A 15,588-nucleotide genomic window follows, 5' to 3' on the forward strand; every position below is an offset into this window, starting at 1 on the left:
CATGGCCGCGGTCTTCGAGTTCTACCTCGTCAGCTACCGGCGGGTGTGGCGGGGCAGCGCGATGTCGTCGTTCGTGCTGCCGCTGCTCACCATGCTCGGGTTCGGCCTCGGGGTCGGGGCCTATGTGGAGGGTGGCGTCGACGGCGCGCCGTACCTCGACTGGATGGTGCCCGGCCTGATCGCGTCGACCGCGCTGCAGGTGGCCGTCTTCGAGTCGACCTGGCCGGTGCTCAGCAGCTTCAACTGGGTGCGCACCTACGAGGGGCAGGCGGCCACGCCGGTGCGCCTCGACGACATCCTCGGCGGCAACCTGCTCTTCGTGATGTTCCGCGCGCTCACCAGCATCGTGGCGTTCCTGCTGGTGGCACTCGCGTTCGGCGTGCTGCACTCGCCGTGGGCGCTGGCCACGCTGCCGATCGGCGCGCTGCTCGCGTTCGCGGTCGCGGCGCCCACGTTCGCCTACAGCTCCTCGGTCACGAGCGACAGCTTCCTCGCGTTGCTGTTCCGGTTCGTGGTGATCCCGATGTCGCTGTTCGCGGGCGTTTTCTTCCCCGTCGAGTCGCTGCCGGTCGGCCTGCGGTGGCTGGCATACGCGTCGCCGTTGTGGCACGGCGTCGACCTCAGCCGGGCGGCGACGCTCGGCGTGGCACCGGAGTGGTCGGTGGCCGGTCACCTGGCGTACCTGTCGGTGTGGGCGGTCGGTGGTTACCTGCTGGCACGCCGGCAGTTCGCGAAGAGGCTGGTGGTCTGATGCTCGCCATCGCGGTTGGCCGGCGGGCGCTGTCGGTGTCCGAGCGCAACGTGGCCGCCCTCAAGTCGGCGTACTGGCTCGTGCTGCTCTCCGGCTTCCTGGAGCCGCTGCTCTACCTGCTGTCGATCGGCATCGGGGTGGGCGCGCTGGTCGGCGACCTCACGCTGCCCGGCGGCGAGGTGGTGGCGTACGCCGCGTTCGTCGCGCCCGCGATGCTGGCGTCCTCGGCGATGTCCGGCGCGCTCTCGGAGACCACCTTCAACTTCTTCGGGAAGATGAAGTACATGAAGCTGTACGACGGGGTACTGGCCACCCCCGTGCAGCCCTTCGAGATCGCGCTCGGCGAGCTGGCCTGGGCCATGGTGCGCGGCTCGCTGTACTCCGCGGCGTTCCTGGTCGTCATGGTGACGATGGATTTGACCACCGGGCTGCGGGCGCTGGCCGCCTTCCCGGCGACCGTACTGACCGGCTTCGCGTTCGGGGCGCTGGGCATGACGCTGTCCACGTTCATGCGTGGTTGGCAAGACTTCGACGTGGTGGGTTCGGCCCAGTTCGCACTGTTCCTGTTCTCGGGCACGTTCGTGCCGGCCGAGAGCTACCCGGCGGTGCTGCGGTGGGTCGTCGAGCTGTCTCCGCTGTACCGGGCGGTCGACCTGATCCGGGGCATCACGACGGGCACCTCGGGCGGTCACCCATGGCTCGACCTGGCCTATCTTGTCGCCGTGCTGGCGCTGGGCCTGTGGGTCGCCGCGCGCCGGATGGGTAAGTTGCTCGCTAAATAACCGAGCTTTCGCTGAGATCGTCAAAAGTTTGGCGCTCTGGGGACTTTCTTTCGCCCAGCGGTGCCGCTAGCGTCTGCTCTCAGGACGTAACACCATTGACACAAAGCTCGGGCGGCACCCCCGTACCCCCTCTCATCTCCTGTTTTCCTCGGTCCGGCGCATCGGCAGCGCGTGACCACGAAAGGTGAGAACGCATGAACGAGCCGCAGTCCAAGTCCGCGTTGACCCGCCGGCGGCTGCTCACCGCCTCGGCCGGAGCCGCTGCCGCGATCGGCGCCGCCGGCCTGCCCGTCCTCCAGACCGGCGCCCCCGCGCTCGGCGACAAGAAGCTCACGGTCGAGCCCCTTATCCCGCACCAGAACCGCGGCATCATCCTGTACAGCGTGCGCGACCGCATCGCGGCGGCGCCCGACGAGAGCGGCGTCCCATACGGCTTCGAGCGGGTGCTCAGCCGGCTGGCCGAGGTCGGATACAAGGAGATCGAGTTCGCTGGGTACAACCAGCACACCTCGATCCTCGGCCGCCAGATCACGCCGGCCGAGATCAGGAAGATCCTCGACGACAACGGGCTCGTGGCCAACGGCACGCACACTCAGATCAACCCGGCGACGTTCCAGCAGCAGCTCGACATCGCCGAAGAGCTGGGCATGAAGCACATCGGCACCGGCTCCGACCCGACGGGCAGCGCGTACCAGTCCGATTGGGACGCCGCGGCCGACGTGTGGAACGAGTTGGGACGGCAGGCCAAGGAACGGGGCATCAAGCTCTACACGCACAACCACGACATCGCGTACAGCTTCCTGCTCGACGCCGGCCCGCTGGACGCCAACGGCAAGCCCACGCGCTCGTCGGGCGTGCGGCGGCTGGAGTACTTCTTCGCCAAGACCGACCCGAAGTACGTGTTCTTCGAGATGGACATCTACTGGGCGCACGTGGCGAAGTTCAAGCACAAGACATACACGAACTCCGCCGGTCAGGTGAAGACGGACATCTTCGACCCGATCCTGACGGTGGCCCGGCGCACCAAGCGGTTCCCGCTCTTCCACGCGAAGGACGGCGACAAGGCGCCGGAGCAAGCCAACGGATACGTGATGACGCCGCTGGGCGAGGGCGACATCAACTTCCAGCAGTTCTTCGAGGTGATCGGGGAGCAGGACTACCACCACGCCAACTGGGAGCAGGACACCGCTCCCGGCGGCACGGCCAACCCGGGGCAGTCGATGAACTTCGCCGCGCTCAGCTACACCAACATGTCCGACCTGACCATCTACCGGTAGGAACACCGCGCAGCCTCAGACTTTTGCTCAGGTGATGAAAAGTTTGGGGCTGCGCTTCCCAAAGGTATAGACAGCGCAGGCGGAAGCCTCATATTGTTTCGAGCACGTTGCTTCTAGGAGGATTCCGTGCGCATCGCCGAACCTCTGCACCTGCGGCTCCTGCGGCTCCTGCGCGATCAGGGCACGGTCTCCCGCGCCGAGCTGGCCGACCGCCTGGAGATTCCCCGGCCGCGGCTGCTCGCAGAGCTCGACCGCCTGGTCGGCGCCGGCTACATCGCCGAGGCCGGCATGGCGGCGTCCCGGGGCGGTCGACGCTCCACATTGGTCGAGCTCAACCCGAACCTGCGCTTCGCGGCCGTCGACCTGGGCGCCAGCTCGGTCGACGTCGAGGTGAGCAACGGTCGGCTGGAGCCCATCGCGGCGTACACCGAGAGCACCGACATCCGCAGCGGTCCCAAGGTCATCCTGCACCGGGTCAACGAGCTGCTCGCCAAGGCCAAGGCCGACGGCGTGTACGAGCGTCTCGACGCGATCGGGATCGGCGTACCGGGGCCGGTGAGTTTCCGCGACGGGGTGCCGGTGTCGCCGCCAATCATGCCGGGCTGGGACCGGTTCCCGGTACGGGAGCTGCTGACCCGCGAGCACGGCTGCCCCGCCGTCGTCGACAACGACGTCAACATCATGGCGATCGGGGAGCGGCACGGGGGTGTCGCGCACTCGGTCGACGATTTCCTGTTCGTCAAGATCGGCACAGGTATCGGTTGCGGCATCTACCTTTCCGGTGAGGTCTACCGGGGCACCGACGGCTGTGCCGGCGACATCGGGCACATCCAGGTCGACTCGCACGGTCCAATGTGTTCCTGCGGCAACGTCGGCTGCCTGGAGGCGCTGTTCAGTGGCGCCGCGCTCGCCAAGGACGCCGGGCTCGCGGCGCGCGGCGGCACCTCGCCCGCGCTCGCCGAGCGGCTCGCGGCCAAGGGCACGCTGACCGCGCGCGACGTGGCCGAGGCGGCCTCCGAGGGTGACGTCACCTGCATCCGGCTCATCCGTGACGGGGGGCGCCGGCTCGGTGGCGTACTGGCGGGGCTGGTCAGCTTCGCGAACCCGTCGATGATCGTCATCGGGGGCGGGCTCGCACACCTCGGGCACATCCTGCTGGCCGAGATCCGCAGCGTGGTGTACCGGCGCTCCCTGCCACTCGCCACCGGCAACCTGCCCGTGGTCCTGTCCGAGTTGGGCCCGCGCGCCGGCGTTACCGGCGCCGCGGTCCTGGCCAGCGACCTGGCGTTCGAGCAGGCGACATGACCGACAACGAGGTCGTGCTGCGGCTGGAAGACGTCGTCAAGACGTTTCCCGGCGTGCGTGCCCTGGACGGGGTGCAGCTGGAGGTGCGCGCGGGCGAGGTGCACTGCCTGCTCGGGCAGAACGGTGCCGGCAAGTCCACGCTCATCAAGGTGCTGTCGGGTGTGCACCGCCCCGACGAAGGGCGGATCGAGTGGCTCGGCGGGGAGTTCAAGCCGGCCAACCCGCAGGCCGCGATGAAGGCCGGCATCGCCACCATCTACCAGGAGCTCGACCTGGTCGACGACCTGTCGGTGGCGGAGAACGCGTTTCTCGGGCATGAGCCGCGCCGGTTCGGGTTCGTCCGGCGCGGATACATGTCCCGGCACACCAGGCAGATCCTGACCCGGCTCGGGCACGGCGAGATCCCGCCGGGCCGGATGGTCCGTTCGCTGCCGGCGGCCGGCAAGCAGGTGGTCAGCATGGCCCGCGCGCTCTCGCACGACGCCAAGCTGATCATCATGGACGAGCCGAGTGCGGTACTGGCCCACGACGAGGTGGACAACCTCTTCCGGATCATCCGCGACCTCACCTCGAACGGCATCGCGGTCATCTACATCTCCCACCGGCTCGAAGAGATCCGGGAGATCGGCGACCGGGTGACGGTACTCAAGGATGGGCGGACGACGGCGGCCAACCTGCCCGCGCGCACGACGCCCACCCGCGACCTGGTCAGCCGGATGACGGGGCGCACCATCGAGTACGTCTTTCCCGAGCAGTCCACACAGGACCGCGGGGAGGAGCTGCTCCGCGTCGACGGTCTTGGCCGCGCCGGGGAGTTCGCCGACATCTCGCTCAGCGTCCACAGTGGTGAGATCGTCGGGATCGCCGGGCTGGTCGGCTCGGGCCGATCGGAGCTGCTGGAGACCATCTTCGGCGCGCGCCGGGCCGAGTCGGGCACCGTGACGGTCCGCGGCAAGACGCTGCGGCCCGGCAGCGTTGGCGCGGCGGTACGGGCCGGGCTCGGCATGGCGCCGGAGGAACGCAAGAGCCAGGCGCTGCTGCTCGGCGAACCGATCTACCGCAACGTCACGCTCGCCACGTTCACCGGGTACGCCCGGGGCGGGTTCACCAACGCGGGCAAGGAGATCGCCGAGGCGAACCGCATCGCCGACCTGCTCGAACTGCGCCCGCGCGACGTGCGCCGGCCGGTGCGCACACTGTCCGGTGGCAACCAGCAGAAGGTCGTGGTCGGCCGGTGGTTGCTCGGCGACACCAAGCTGCTGCTGCTCGACGAGCCGACCCGAGGCGTCGACGTCGGCGCCCGCGCCGAGCTGTACCAGGTGATCCGCGACCTCGCCGCGCGCGGCGTCGGCGTCCTGCTGGTCTCCAGCGAGGTCCCCGAGGTGCTCGGTCTCGCCGACCGGGTGCTGGTCATGCGAGAGGGGCGGATGGTCCGCGAGGCCCCCGCCGGAGAACTCGACGAAGACACCGTGCTCGACCTGGTGATGGCGGGCTCGCTCCAGGCGGAAGAGGTCACGCTATGACGACAACACAGACGGCGGCCCCGCCCGCCCCCGAAAAGCCGGCCGAGAAGCGGAGCTGGTGGCGCGACGACGCCAGCGAGCCACTGCGGCGCAACCTGGCTCTCGTCGGCGTGCTGATCCTGCTGGTCATCATCGGCATCGCGACCCGGCCCGACCTTTACGGCGACTCCACCTGGGTGCGCAACAACATCTTCACGATCCTGGAGCTGGCGTCGGTGATCGGCGTCGTGACCGTGGGCATGACCTTCGTGATCATCGGCGGCGGCATCGACCTGTCGGTGGGCGCGATCGTGGCCCTCGCCGGGGTCTGGTCGACAACGGTCGCCACCCAGAGCTACGGCGCCGGCGGCATGATCTTCTGCGCGGTCGCGGTCGGCATCGGTGTCGGCGTGGTCAACGGCATCCTGATCGCGTACGGCCGGCTGGTCGCCTTCATCGCCACGCTCGCGATGCTGGTGGCCGCCCGCGGGCTCGCCGCCCAGATCTCCGGCAAGCAGACCCAGGTGTCCACGAACACGTTCATCAACGACATCGCGGCGGGCGACCTGCTCGGCATCCCGCTGCTCGTCTACATCCTCGCCGCGGTCGTGGCCGCCGGCTGGGTACTGCTCAACCGCACCACGTTCGGCCGGCGCACGGTGGCGGTCGGCGGCAACGTCGAGGCCGCCCGGCTCGCGGGCATCAACGTCAAGCGGCACACGCTGCTGCTGTACGCGCTGTCCGGCCTGTGCTGCGGCATCGCGGCCATCATGCTGACCTCGCAGGCCAACTCCGCCCAGGCGGCCATGGCCAACCTGTACGAACTCGACGCGATCGCCGCGGCGATCATCGGCGGCACGCTGCTCAGCGGCGGCCGCGGCACGATCATCGGCTCGCTCCTGGGCGTGATCGTGTTCGCCACCATCACGAACCTGTTCGCCATCAACAACCTGTCCACCGAGGTCCAGAACATGGTCAAGGGCGGCATCATCGTCGCCGCCGTACTGGTCCAGCAGTTCCGGTACAAGTCGCTCTCCCAATTGTTCAACCGAACCTGATCCAAAACGAACCATCGGCGACCGTCCATCTCGGACGGTGGCTGGGCCCCTTGCACCCCTGACTCTCCCGGAGGTCGCCATGCGACGCCTACCCGATCTGTCCCGCCGACGCCTACTGATAGGTGGTGCCGCGCTCGGCGCGGGGGCCGTGCTCACCGGCTGCACGAGCAACGACTCGGGCGACGACGACAACAACGCGCAGGTGAACACCGGCAACAACAACGCGAACGCGGCACCGGGCAAGCAGGTGACCATCGGCTTCTCCGCACCGGCCGCCGACCACGGCTGGATCGCCGCCATCACCAACAACGCCAAGGCGCAGGCCGGCACGTACTCCGATGTGGAGTTCAAGACGGTCGAGGCCGGCGCGGACGCGGCGGCCCAGCGCGCGGCCCTCCAGACGCTCGTCTCGCAGAAGCCCGACGTCATCGTGCTGCTCCCGCACGACGGCAAGGAGCTGAACGCGTTCGGGCTGGAGGCCATGCAGGCCGGTATCCCGGTGGTCAACCTGGACCGGGCGTTCCCGGACGCGAAGGCGTACCGCCTGCAGATCAAGGGCGACAACTACGGCATGGGTGTCTCCGCGGCGACATACATCATCACGCAGCTAAAGGCGAAGAACGTCAGCGCACCGGTCATCGGCGAGATCGCCGGCATGGACGAGCTGGAGCTGACGCAGGAGCGCTCGAAGGGCTTCGCGGACACCCTGGCTCAGGCCGGCTTCCGGGTGGCCAACCGGCGCGCCGCCCGGTTCACCGCCGACTCGGGCCAGCAGGAAGCGGCCAGCCTGCTCCAGGCACTGCCCAAGATGGACGCTGTCTGGAACCACGACGACGACCAGGGCATCGGCGTGCTTGCCGCGATCAGCCAGGCCAACCGCAAAGAGTTCATCATGATCGGCGGTGCGGGCTCGAAGGCCGCGATCGAGGCGATCCAGGCCGACAACAGCGTGCTCAAGGCGACCGTCACGTACAGCCCGTCGATGGCCTCGTCGGCGATCTCGCTGGCCCGCCTGATCGGCCAGGGGCGCGGCATGTCCGACCTGGTCGAGCTCCAGGTGCCCAAGGAGATCACGCTTGCCTCCGAGACCATCACCAAGGAGAACGCCGCCAACTATCTGAAGCTCGGGTTCTGACATGAGGGATGAGCTACGGGTCGGCATGATCGGATACGCCTTCATGGGCGCGGCGCACTCGCAGGCGTGGCGCACCGTGAACCGGGTGTACGACCTGCCGGTGCGCGCCCGCATGGTGGCGGTGTGCGGTCGTGACGAGTCGAAGGTGGCGGCCGCTGCGATCCGGCTCGGATGGGAAGGGCACACCACCGATTGGCGTGAGCTGATCGCCCGCGATGACATCGACGTCGTCGACGTCTGCACGCCGGGCGACAGCCACGCCGAGATCGCCATCGCGGCGCTGGCGGCGGGCAAACACGTGCTGTGCGAGAAGCCGCTCGCCAACAGCGTCGACGAGGCACGGGCGATGGTCGCCGCGGCCGAGCGCGCCCGCGCTGCGGGCGTGCACTCGATGTGCGGGTTCAACTATCGCCGGGTACCCGCTGTCGCGGTCATGCGCCAGCTCGTCGAGTCCGGGCGGCTCGGCGTGATCCGGCACGTCCGCGCGGTGTACCTGCAGGACTGGATCGTCGACCCGCAGTTCCCGCTCGTGTGGCGGCTGCAGAAGGACAAGGCCGGCTCGGGAGCGCTCGGCGACATCGGCGCGCACATCGTCGACCTGACACAGTTCGTGACCGGCCAGCGGATCGCTGGCGTGAGCGCGTTGACGGAGACGTTCGTCAAGGAGCGCCCGCTGCCGGCGGCGGCCTCCGGCCTGGCGGCGTCGGCCGATGGCACGGGCACCGGACCGGTCACAGTGGACGATGCGGCGCTCTTCCTGGCCCGCCTCGACGGCGGTGCGATCGCCACGTACGAGGCGACCCGCTTCGCGACCGGCCGCAAGAACGGGCTCCGCGTCGAGCTGAACGGCTCGCTCGGCTCGGTGGCGTTCGACTTCGAGCGGATGAACGAGCTGGAGTTCTACGACGCCACGCAGCCAGGGCCGGAGCAGGGCTTCCGCCGCATCCTGGTGACCGAGTCCGACCACCCGTACATGTCGGCGTGGTGGCCGCCCGGGCACGCCATCGGGTACGAGCACACCTTCACGCACGAGATGCGCGACTTCCTCGAGGCGGTCGGCACCGGTGTCGACCCGACCCCGTCGTTCGTCGACGCGCTCCAGGTCCAGTTGGTACTCGACGCTGTGACCCGCTCGGCGGAGCGAGGTTCGGCATGGACATCGGTGGCGCCCGCCTTGGAGCAGGTCGCCGCCTGAATCAGTGGGCGCGGTGGCGCGCGCCCACCCGGAGTTCCTCGGGCCCGCCCACGAGGGTCCGGACGCGGTTGCGCCCCGCGTCCGGGTCGGGCGGGTCCCGAGGTACCGAACAGAGGTACCGAAACCAGGTACCGAAACCAGGAAGACCTTGGCGGACATGGCACCGCGCCAGGGGGTTGGGCACACGCTTCAAACCCCGGAGGGTTACATGGCTTCACCAACCAGACGGTGGGTATCCGCACTCGCCGCCGCGATCCTTACGACGCCCCTGGCCGCCACCGCACCAGTGTCGGCCGCGCCGGCACCCAGTACCCCGACCGACGAGACCCTGGTGACGCGGGAGAACGGCCCGGCTGCCCTGCGCTCCTCCGCGCGGGCGCCGGAGACGTACCAGGTGCTCGTGTTCACCAAGACCGCCGGCGTGCGCCGGGACTCCATCGACAAGGGCGTCAACGCCATCCGGACGCTCGGCAACGCCAACGGGTTCACCATCGACGTGACCCAGAACTCGACCGCCTTCACCGACGAGAACCTCGCCAACTACCGGGCGGTCGTCTTCCTCAACACCACCGGTGACGTGCTGTCGGGGCCGCAGGAGGCGGCGTTCGAGCGGTACTTCCGGGGCGGTGGCGGGTACGTGGGCGTGCACGCCGCGGCCGAGACCGAGCCGGACTGGACCTTCTACAACACCGTCGTCGGCACCAAGGTGGCGAGCGCGGCACCGGTGTCGTCGGGCCTCATCGACGTCGCCGACCGCGCGCACCCGTCGACCGAGCCGCTCGCGCGCGAGGTGACGCTGAGCGAGGAGTGGTACAACTACACGACCAACGTCCGGGGCACCTCGCACGTGCTGGCGACGGTGAAGGCGGCTGGCAGCACGATGGGGTACGACCACCCGATCGCCTGGTGCAAGGACTACCAGGGCGGCCGTTCGTGGTACACGGGCCTGGGCCACTCCACCGCCTCGTACGGCAACGGCGCGTTCCGCAAGCACCTTCTCGGCGGCATCCAGTGGGCCGCCGGCGTGGTCGAGGGCGACTGCGGCGCCACCGTCCTCGCCAACTACGAGAAGGTCACGCTCAACGACGAGCCGGGCGAGCCGATGTCGCTGTCGGTGCTGCCGGACGGCCGGGTGCTGCACAACACGCGCGGCGGCGAGATCCGGCTGTACGACCCGGCGACCGGCGCCAGCCCAGTGATCAACACGATCCCGGTGTACCAGCACGACGAGGATGGCCTGCAGACGCTCACGATCGACCCGAACTTCGCGCAGAACAAGTGGGTCTACGTGTACTACTCGCCGCGCCTGTCCACGCCGACCACCGACGCGCCGGCCACGAGCACCGACCCGACGGTCTGGGACCAGTACAAGGGGTACAACCAGCTGTCCCGCTTCAAGTTCGTGGAGACGCCGACGCCACACCTGGACCTGGCGTCCGAGCAGCAGATCCTGCGCGTCGACGTCGATCGGGGCATCTGCTGCCACGTCGCCGGCAAGATCAAGTTTGACGGCAAGGGCCTGCTGTACCTGGTCACCGGCGACGACACGAACGCCGGAGGCTCCGACGGGTACGTGCCGATCAACGAGTCGCCGACGCAGGGGCCGGGCTACGACGCCCAGCGCTCCTCGGCCAACACCAACGACCTGCGGGGCAAGCTGCTGCGCATCAAGGTCAAGGACGACGGCTCGTACTCGATACCGGCCGGCAACCTCTTCCCCGAGTCGCAGGACAGCGACGGCAAGACTCGGCCCGAGATCTTCCTGATGGGCCTGCGGAACCCGTTCCGGTTCGACGTGGACAGCAAGGGCATGGTGTACGTCGGCGACTACTCGCCCGACTCGCGCGTGCCCAGCCCGACCCGCGGCCCGGAGGGCACCGGCCGGTGGTTCGCCACCAACAAGGCGGGCAACTACGGCTGGCCGTACTGCTACTCGCCGACCCTCCCGTACGTCGACTTCGACTTCGTCACCCGCACGTCGGGCGCGCCGTTCAACTGCGCCGCGCCGGTCAACAACTCGCCCCGCAACACCGGCCGGAGCGTGCTGCCGCCGGTCGAGCAGCCACAGTTCTGGTACACGTACAACGCGCTCACCCCGTGCCCGCAGGCGTACTTGCAGACTCCGGCCGGTACGTGCGACTTCAAGTGGCCGGTCATCGGCACCGGCGGCGTGGGCCCGCACGGCGGCCCGATCTACAAGTACGACCCGGAGTTGGAGTCGCAGACCAAGTTCCCGGAGTACTACCAGGACGCGGTGTTCTTCGGCGAGTTCACGCGGGACAAGATGTTCGTGATGCGCACCAACGGCAGCGGCAAGCTGGTGGGTGTCGAGCAGTTCCTGCCCGGGTTCGTCTTCGACAACCTGATGGAGATGGAGTTCGGGCCGGACGGCAACATCTACTTCCTGGAGTACGGCGACGGCTTCTTCCGGGCCAACCCGGACGCGCAACTCGCCATGATCCGGTACGTGAAGGGCACCCGGTCACCGGTGGCGAAGCTCAGCGCGACGCCCACCTCCGGCCAGGCGCCGCTGACCGTGCAGTTCTCCAGTGCGGGCACGCACGACCCGGACCCGGGTGACTCGATCTCGTTCGCCTGGGACTTCGACGGCAACGGCACGGTCGACTCGGCCGACCCGGACCCGTCCCACACGTACACGGCCAATGGCGTCTACGCGGCGAAGCTGACCGTGACGGATTCCAGCGGCAAGACGGCGGTGCTGACCCGTGAGATCACGGTCGGCAACACGGCGCCGACCGTCACGGTCACCTCGCCGCTGGCGGGCACGTTCTTCAACTGGGGCGACACCATCCCGTGGACGGTGACGGTGACCGACCCCGAGGACGGGCCGATCGACTGCTCGCGGGTCAAGGTGTCGTTCGTGCTCGGCCACGACAGCCACGGTCACGGCATGAGCGACCAGTACGCGTGCTCCGGCTCGTTCGTGAGTCCGGCGGACGGCGGCGACCACGCGGGCGGCTACCTGTACGGCGGGATCAGCGCGACCTACACCGACCTGGGTGCGAACGGCCAGCCCGCGCTCACCACGGTCGACCAGGTGGTGCTGCAGGTCCGGCGGCAGCAGGCCGAGTTCGCGCAGGTGCAGCAGGGCGTCACGCTCGCCAACACGGGCGATACCGGCGGCGGCCAGCACGTGACCGGTGTCGACGCCGGTGACTACATCGCGTTCAACCCGGTCAACCTGGGCGGCGTCGGCGCGATCACCTTCCGGTACGCCAGCGGCGCCGCCGCGACGGCTGGCACGCCACGCGCCACGGTCGAACTGCGGTCCGGTTCGCCCACCGGCGCGCTGGTCGCCACGGCGACGCTCAACGCGACCAGCGGCACCAACTCCTGGGCGAGCACGACGATTTCGCTCAGCGCCGCGGCCGGTACGCAACAGCTGTACCTGGTGTTCCAGCCGGTGTCTGGCGGTCCGACCACGAGCCTGGTAAATATCAACTGGCTTGAATTTGGAGCGGCGGCACCGTAACGAGGCGCGGGAGGCGATGGCCATCGCCTCCCGTTGCTCCATCCGCCCGCCGGCCGGGTCCCGTGGCCGTGCCGGTGCCGCCGACTCCGGCCCGGTCGCGGTGGTGCCATCCCGGCTGGCGGGTGGATGGGGCTTGATACCCCAAAGGCTCAATACAGGCCACAAAGGGTACAAAACGCTGGTATCAATGCAAGGGGAGGCGACATGGCGACGGGTGTCTGGCTTGTCGGCGCGCGCGGTTCGGTCGCGGCGACGAGCATCGTGGGAGCCGCGGCGATACGCGCGGGTCTGGCCGAGCCCACCGGCTGCGTCACCGAGCTGCCTCAGCTCCAGGGCGCGTCGCTGCCACCGCTGAGCGATCTTGTCTTCGGCGGCCACGACATCGCGGACACCCCGCTGGCGAAGAAGGTCGACGCGCTGGCCGCCGCGGGCGTGGTGCCCGCGCGGCTGGTCGCGGCGGTCGCGGGGGAACTGGCCTCGGCCGACGCGGAGATCCGGCTCGCGCCCGCCGCCGACACGCAACGGGAGGCGGCCGCGCTGATCGCGGCCGACATCGCCGCCTTCCGGGACCGCCACGGCCTGGAACGCGTCGTCGTGGTCAATGTGGCGTCGACAGAGCCTCTGGTACAGGCACACCCCGCCCACGAGAACCTTGAGGCGCTGGACGACGCGCTCCGCTCCGATCCGGTGCTGCCGCCCAGTTCCCTGTACGCCTACGCGGCCTTCAGCGCGGGCTGCTCGCACGTGGACTTCACGCCCTCGACCGGTGCCCGGCTGCCCGCCTTGGCCGAGATGGCGCGCCGGCACGGGTTGCCGCACGCCGGTCACGACGGCAAGACCGGCGAGACGCTGGTCAAGTCGGTGCTCGCGCCGATGTTCGCGATGCGCAACCTGCGGGTCCGCACCTGGTCGGGCACCAACCTGCTCGGCGGCGGCGACGGCGCGAACCTCGCCGAAGCGGGGCCCAACGCCGCGAAGGCCAGCAGCAAGCAGCGCGTCCTGGCGGAGACGCTCGGGTACGAGCCGCAGGGGCACACGCGGATCGAGTACGTGGACGACATCGGCGACTTCAAGACCGCCTGGGACCTCGTCACGTTCACCGGTTTCCTGGGTACGGCGATGCGCATGGAGTTCTCGTGGCACGGCTGCGACTCGGCGCTCGCCGCACCCCTCGTACTCGATCTGGCGCGCCTGACAGCGGCGGCACACCGCGCCGGACGGTCCGGACCTCTCACGGAACTCGCGTTCTTCTTCAAGGATCCACTGGGGACGGTTCCGCATGGGCTCGCGGAGCAGTGGGCCGCGCTGGCGGCGTTCGTCCGTGGACTCGGCAATGCCTAGCTGGCGGGCGCTCGTCGACCTGGTCCGGGCGCCGGCCGCGCTCTCCGTCCCCGGCGACGTCGTCGCGGGCGCGGCGGCAGCGGGCACGCTCCGCCCGCGCACGGCGGGCTTGGCCGCGGCGTCCGTCTGCCTGTACTGGGCCGGGATGGCCGCCAACGATTGGGCGGACCGGGAACTGGACGCGGTCGAGCGCCCCGAGCGACCGATCCCGTCGGGGCGGGTCACGCCGGGCCAGGCGGTCGGCGTCGCGGCGGCCCTGACGGCGGCCGGCGTCGGGCTGGCCGCGCTCGCGGGCGGTCGCCGGTCACTGGCGGTCGCGCTGCCGCTCGCGGGCACCGTGTGGGCCTACGACCTGGTCGCCAAGAAGACGCCCGCCGGCCCCGTCGTGATGGCCGCGTGCCGCGGGCTCGACGTGCTTCTCGGCGCGACGCCCGGACGGCTCCGGCGGGCGGTGCCGGCCGCGCTGACGGTGGCGGCGCACACGTACACGGTGACCGTGCTCTCCCGCCGCGAGGTCTCCGGCGCCGACCGAGCCCTGCCCGCCGCGACGCTGGCCGGCACGGCGGCGGTAGCGCTCGCGGCGGCAGCGCCCTCTCCCGTGATCATTGCGTCATTCAAGTCGCTCTTACGACTTGAGGGACGCTCTGATCGTGGGGTGGGGGTTGCGCTGGCCGCGTGGTACGCGGCGCGTTTTGGGGCGGCGCAGGCGCGGGTCGCCGCGGAGCCCTCCGCGGCGCGGGTGCGTGCCGCGGTGGGTGCCGGGATCACCGGGCTGCCGCCGTTGCAGGGCGCCCTCACCGCGCGTGCCGGTGCGCCCATTGCGGGCCTCGCGGTCGCGGCGGCGGCGCCGCTGGCCCGACACCTCGCGAGGAAGGTCTCACCGACATGACGCTGCGGTTCGGGTACGGGACGAACGGGTTCGCCAACCACCGGCTGCCCGACGCGCTGCGCGTCATCGCCGACCTCGGGTACGAGGGCGTCGCTCTCACACTCGACCACGACCACCTGGACCCGTTCGCGCCCGACCTGCCGCGCCGGACCGCCGAGGTGGCCGCGCTGCTCGACCGGCTCGGCCTGGCGGTCGTCATCGAGACCGGCGCGCGGTACCTGCTCGATCCGTGGCGCAAGCACGCACCGACGCTGCTCGACGACGAGCCGGCGCTCCGGCTGGAGTTCCTGCGCAAGGCCGTGCGGGTGGGTGCGGACCTGGGTGCCGAGGCGGTGTCGTTCTGGTCGGGCGTGGCGCCGCCGGGCGTACCGGACGCGTGGGACCGCCTCGTGCGCGGCACGGTATCCATTGTGGACGCCGCTGCGGCGGCCGGCATGACGCTCGGTTTCGAGCCCGAGCCGGGAATGCTTGTCGCGGACATCGCGGGTTGGCGCCGCCTGTACGCCGACCTGGGCAGCCCACCCGGCTTCGGCATCACTCTCGACATCGGACACTGTCGGTGCCTGGAGCCGCTGCCTGTGCCCGAGTGCGTGGCGGCTGTCGCTGAGTACCTGGTCAACGTGCAGATCGACGACATGCGGCGCGGCACGCACGAGCACCTGGAGTTCGGCGAGGGCGAGATCGACTTCCCACCCGTCCTCCGCGCGCTCTCGGACGCCGGCTACCGCGGACTGGTAGCGGTCGAGTTGCCCCGCCACTCCCACGCCGCCCCGACGGTGGCTGCCGACTCCATCGATTTCCTACGCACCGCACGTGATCAGGGCGTCCCTCAAGTAGCTCTAACGACTTGAGGGACGCCC

At 69.8% G+C, this 15,588-nt stretch carries 12 protein-coding genes; all 12 read left to right on the plus strand.

Going from position 1 to position 15,588, the window contains the following annotated elements; genetic code table 11:
• Window position 1 precedes the first annotated feature (1 nt).
• Window positions 2-751: an ABC transporter permease gene (locus tag QMG73_RS31915; protein WP_281901872.1), complete on the plus strand. Its 750-nt coding sequence runs from the start codon at window positions 2-4 to the stop codon at window positions 749-751.
• On the plus strand, window positions 751-1,533 hold the full coding sequence (locus tag QMG73_RS31920; protein ID WP_281901874.1) for an ABC transporter permease: 783 nt from the start codon (window positions 751-753) through the stop codon (window positions 1,531-1,533). The genes QMG73_RS31915 and QMG73_RS31920 overlap by 1 nt, the downstream gene beginning before the upstream one ends.
• Before the next feature lie 194 nt (window positions 1,534-1,727).
• On the plus strand, window positions 1,728-2,810 hold the full coding sequence (locus tag QMG73_RS31925; RefSeq protein WP_281901876.1) for a sugar phosphate isomerase/epimerase family protein: 1,083 nt from the start codon (window positions 1,728-1,730) through the stop codon (window positions 2,808-2,810).
• A gap of 126 nt (window positions 2,811-2,936) precedes the next feature.
• A complete protein-coding gene (locus QMG73_RS31930) occupies window positions 2,937-4,115 on the plus strand; it encodes an ROK family protein (RefSeq protein ID WP_281901877.1) in 1,179 nt (392 codons plus the stop codon).
• Window positions 4,112-5,638, plus strand: coding sequence for a sugar ABC transporter ATP-binding protein (locus tag QMG73_RS31935; protein WP_281901878.1), 1,527 nt, complete (start codon window positions 4,112-4,114; stop codon window positions 5,636-5,638). The genes QMG73_RS31930 and QMG73_RS31935 overlap by 4 nt, the downstream gene beginning before the upstream one ends.
• Entirely contained in the window at window positions 5,635-6,675 is a 1,041-nt protein-coding gene (locus tag QMG73_RS31940; RefSeq protein WP_281901880.1) for an ABC transporter permease, read from the plus strand. Before QMG73_RS31935 ends, QMG73_RS31940 begins: the two co-directional genes overlap by 4 nt.
• Window positions 6,676-6,754: 79 nt before the next feature.
• Window positions 6,755-7,810, plus strand: coding sequence for a substrate-binding domain-containing protein (locus tag QMG73_RS31945; RefSeq protein ID WP_281901883.1), 1,056 nt, complete (start codon window positions 6,755-6,757; stop codon window positions 7,808-7,810).
• Between the two features lies 1 nt (window position 7,811).
• On the plus strand, window positions 7,812-9,005 hold the full coding sequence (locus tag QMG73_RS31950) for a Gfo/Idh/MocA family protein (RefSeq protein ID WP_281901885.1): 1,194 nt from the start codon (window positions 7,812-7,814) through the stop codon (window positions 9,003-9,005).
• 208 nt (window positions 9,006-9,213) lie between these two features.
• Entirely contained in the window at window positions 9,214-12,498 is a 3,285-nt protein-coding gene (locus QMG73_RS31955) for a ThuA domain-containing protein (protein WP_281901887.1), read from the plus strand.
• Window positions 12,499-12,702: 204 nt separating this feature from the next.
• Window positions 12,703-13,839: an inositol-3-phosphate synthase gene (locus QMG73_RS31960; RefSeq protein ID WP_281901889.1), complete on the plus strand. Its 1,137-nt coding sequence runs from the start codon at window positions 12,703-12,705 to the stop codon at window positions 13,837-13,839.
• Window positions 13,832-14,728, plus strand: coding sequence for an SCO3242 family prenyltransferase (locus QMG73_RS31965; protein WP_281901891.1), 897 nt, complete (start codon window positions 13,832-13,834; stop codon window positions 14,726-14,728). The genes QMG73_RS31960 and QMG73_RS31965 overlap by 8 nt, the downstream gene beginning before the upstream one ends.
• Window positions 14,725-15,579 (plus strand): sugar phosphate isomerase/epimerase family protein, encoded by an 855-nt coding sequence (locus tag QMG73_RS31970; protein ID WP_281901894.1) that lies wholly within the window; start codon window positions 14,725-14,727, stop codon window positions 15,577-15,579. Before QMG73_RS31965 ends, QMG73_RS31970 begins: the two co-directional genes overlap by 4 nt.
• Window positions 15,580-15,588: the final 9 nt, after the last annotated feature.

This window comes from Phytohabitans aurantiacus (genome assembly GCF_027923225.1).
Lineage (GTDB): Bacteria > Actinomycetota > Actinomycetes > Mycobacteriales > Micromonosporaceae > Phytohabitans > Phytohabitans aurantiacus.

Coding starts and splice junctions, on each gene's coding strand:
- QMG73_RS31915 (WP_281901872.1), top strand. CDS start 2: ATGGCCGCGGTCTTCGAGTTCTACCTCGTCAGCTACCGGCGGGTGTGG.
- QMG73_RS31920 (WP_281901874.1), top strand. CDS start 751: ATGCTCGCCATCGCGGTTGGCCGGCGGGCGCTGTCGGTGTCCGAGCGC.
- QMG73_RS31925 (WP_281901876.1), top strand. CDS start 1,728: ATGAACGAGCCGCAGTCCAAGTCCGCGTTGACCCGCCGGCGGCTGCTC.
- QMG73_RS31935 (WP_281901878.1), top strand. CDS start 4,112: ATGACCGACAACGAGGTCGTGCTGCGGCTGGAAGACGTCGTCAAGACG.
- QMG73_RS31940 (WP_281901880.1), top strand. CDS start 5,635: ATGACGACAACACAGACGGCGGCCCCGCCCGCCCCCGAAAAGCCGGCC.
- QMG73_RS31945 (WP_281901883.1), top strand. CDS start 6,755: ATGCGACGCCTACCCGATCTGTCCCGCCGACGCCTACTGATAGGTGGT.
- QMG73_RS31950 (WP_281901885.1), top strand. CDS start 7,812: ATGAGGGATGAGCTACGGGTCGGCATGATCGGATACGCCTTCATGGGC.
- QMG73_RS31955 (WP_281901887.1), top strand. CDS start 9,214: ATGGCTTCACCAACCAGACGGTGGGTATCCGCACTCGCCGCCGCGATC.
- QMG73_RS31960 (WP_281901889.1), top strand. CDS start 12,703: ATGGCGACGGGTGTCTGGCTTGTCGGCGCGCGCGGTTCGGTCGCGGCG.
- QMG73_RS31965 (WP_281901891.1), top strand. CDS start 13,832: ATGCCTAGCTGGCGGGCGCTCGTCGACCTGGTCCGGGCGCCGGCCGCG.
- QMG73_RS31970 (WP_281901894.1), top strand. CDS start 14,725: ATGACGCTGCGGTTCGGGTACGGGACGAACGGGTTCGCCAACCACCGG.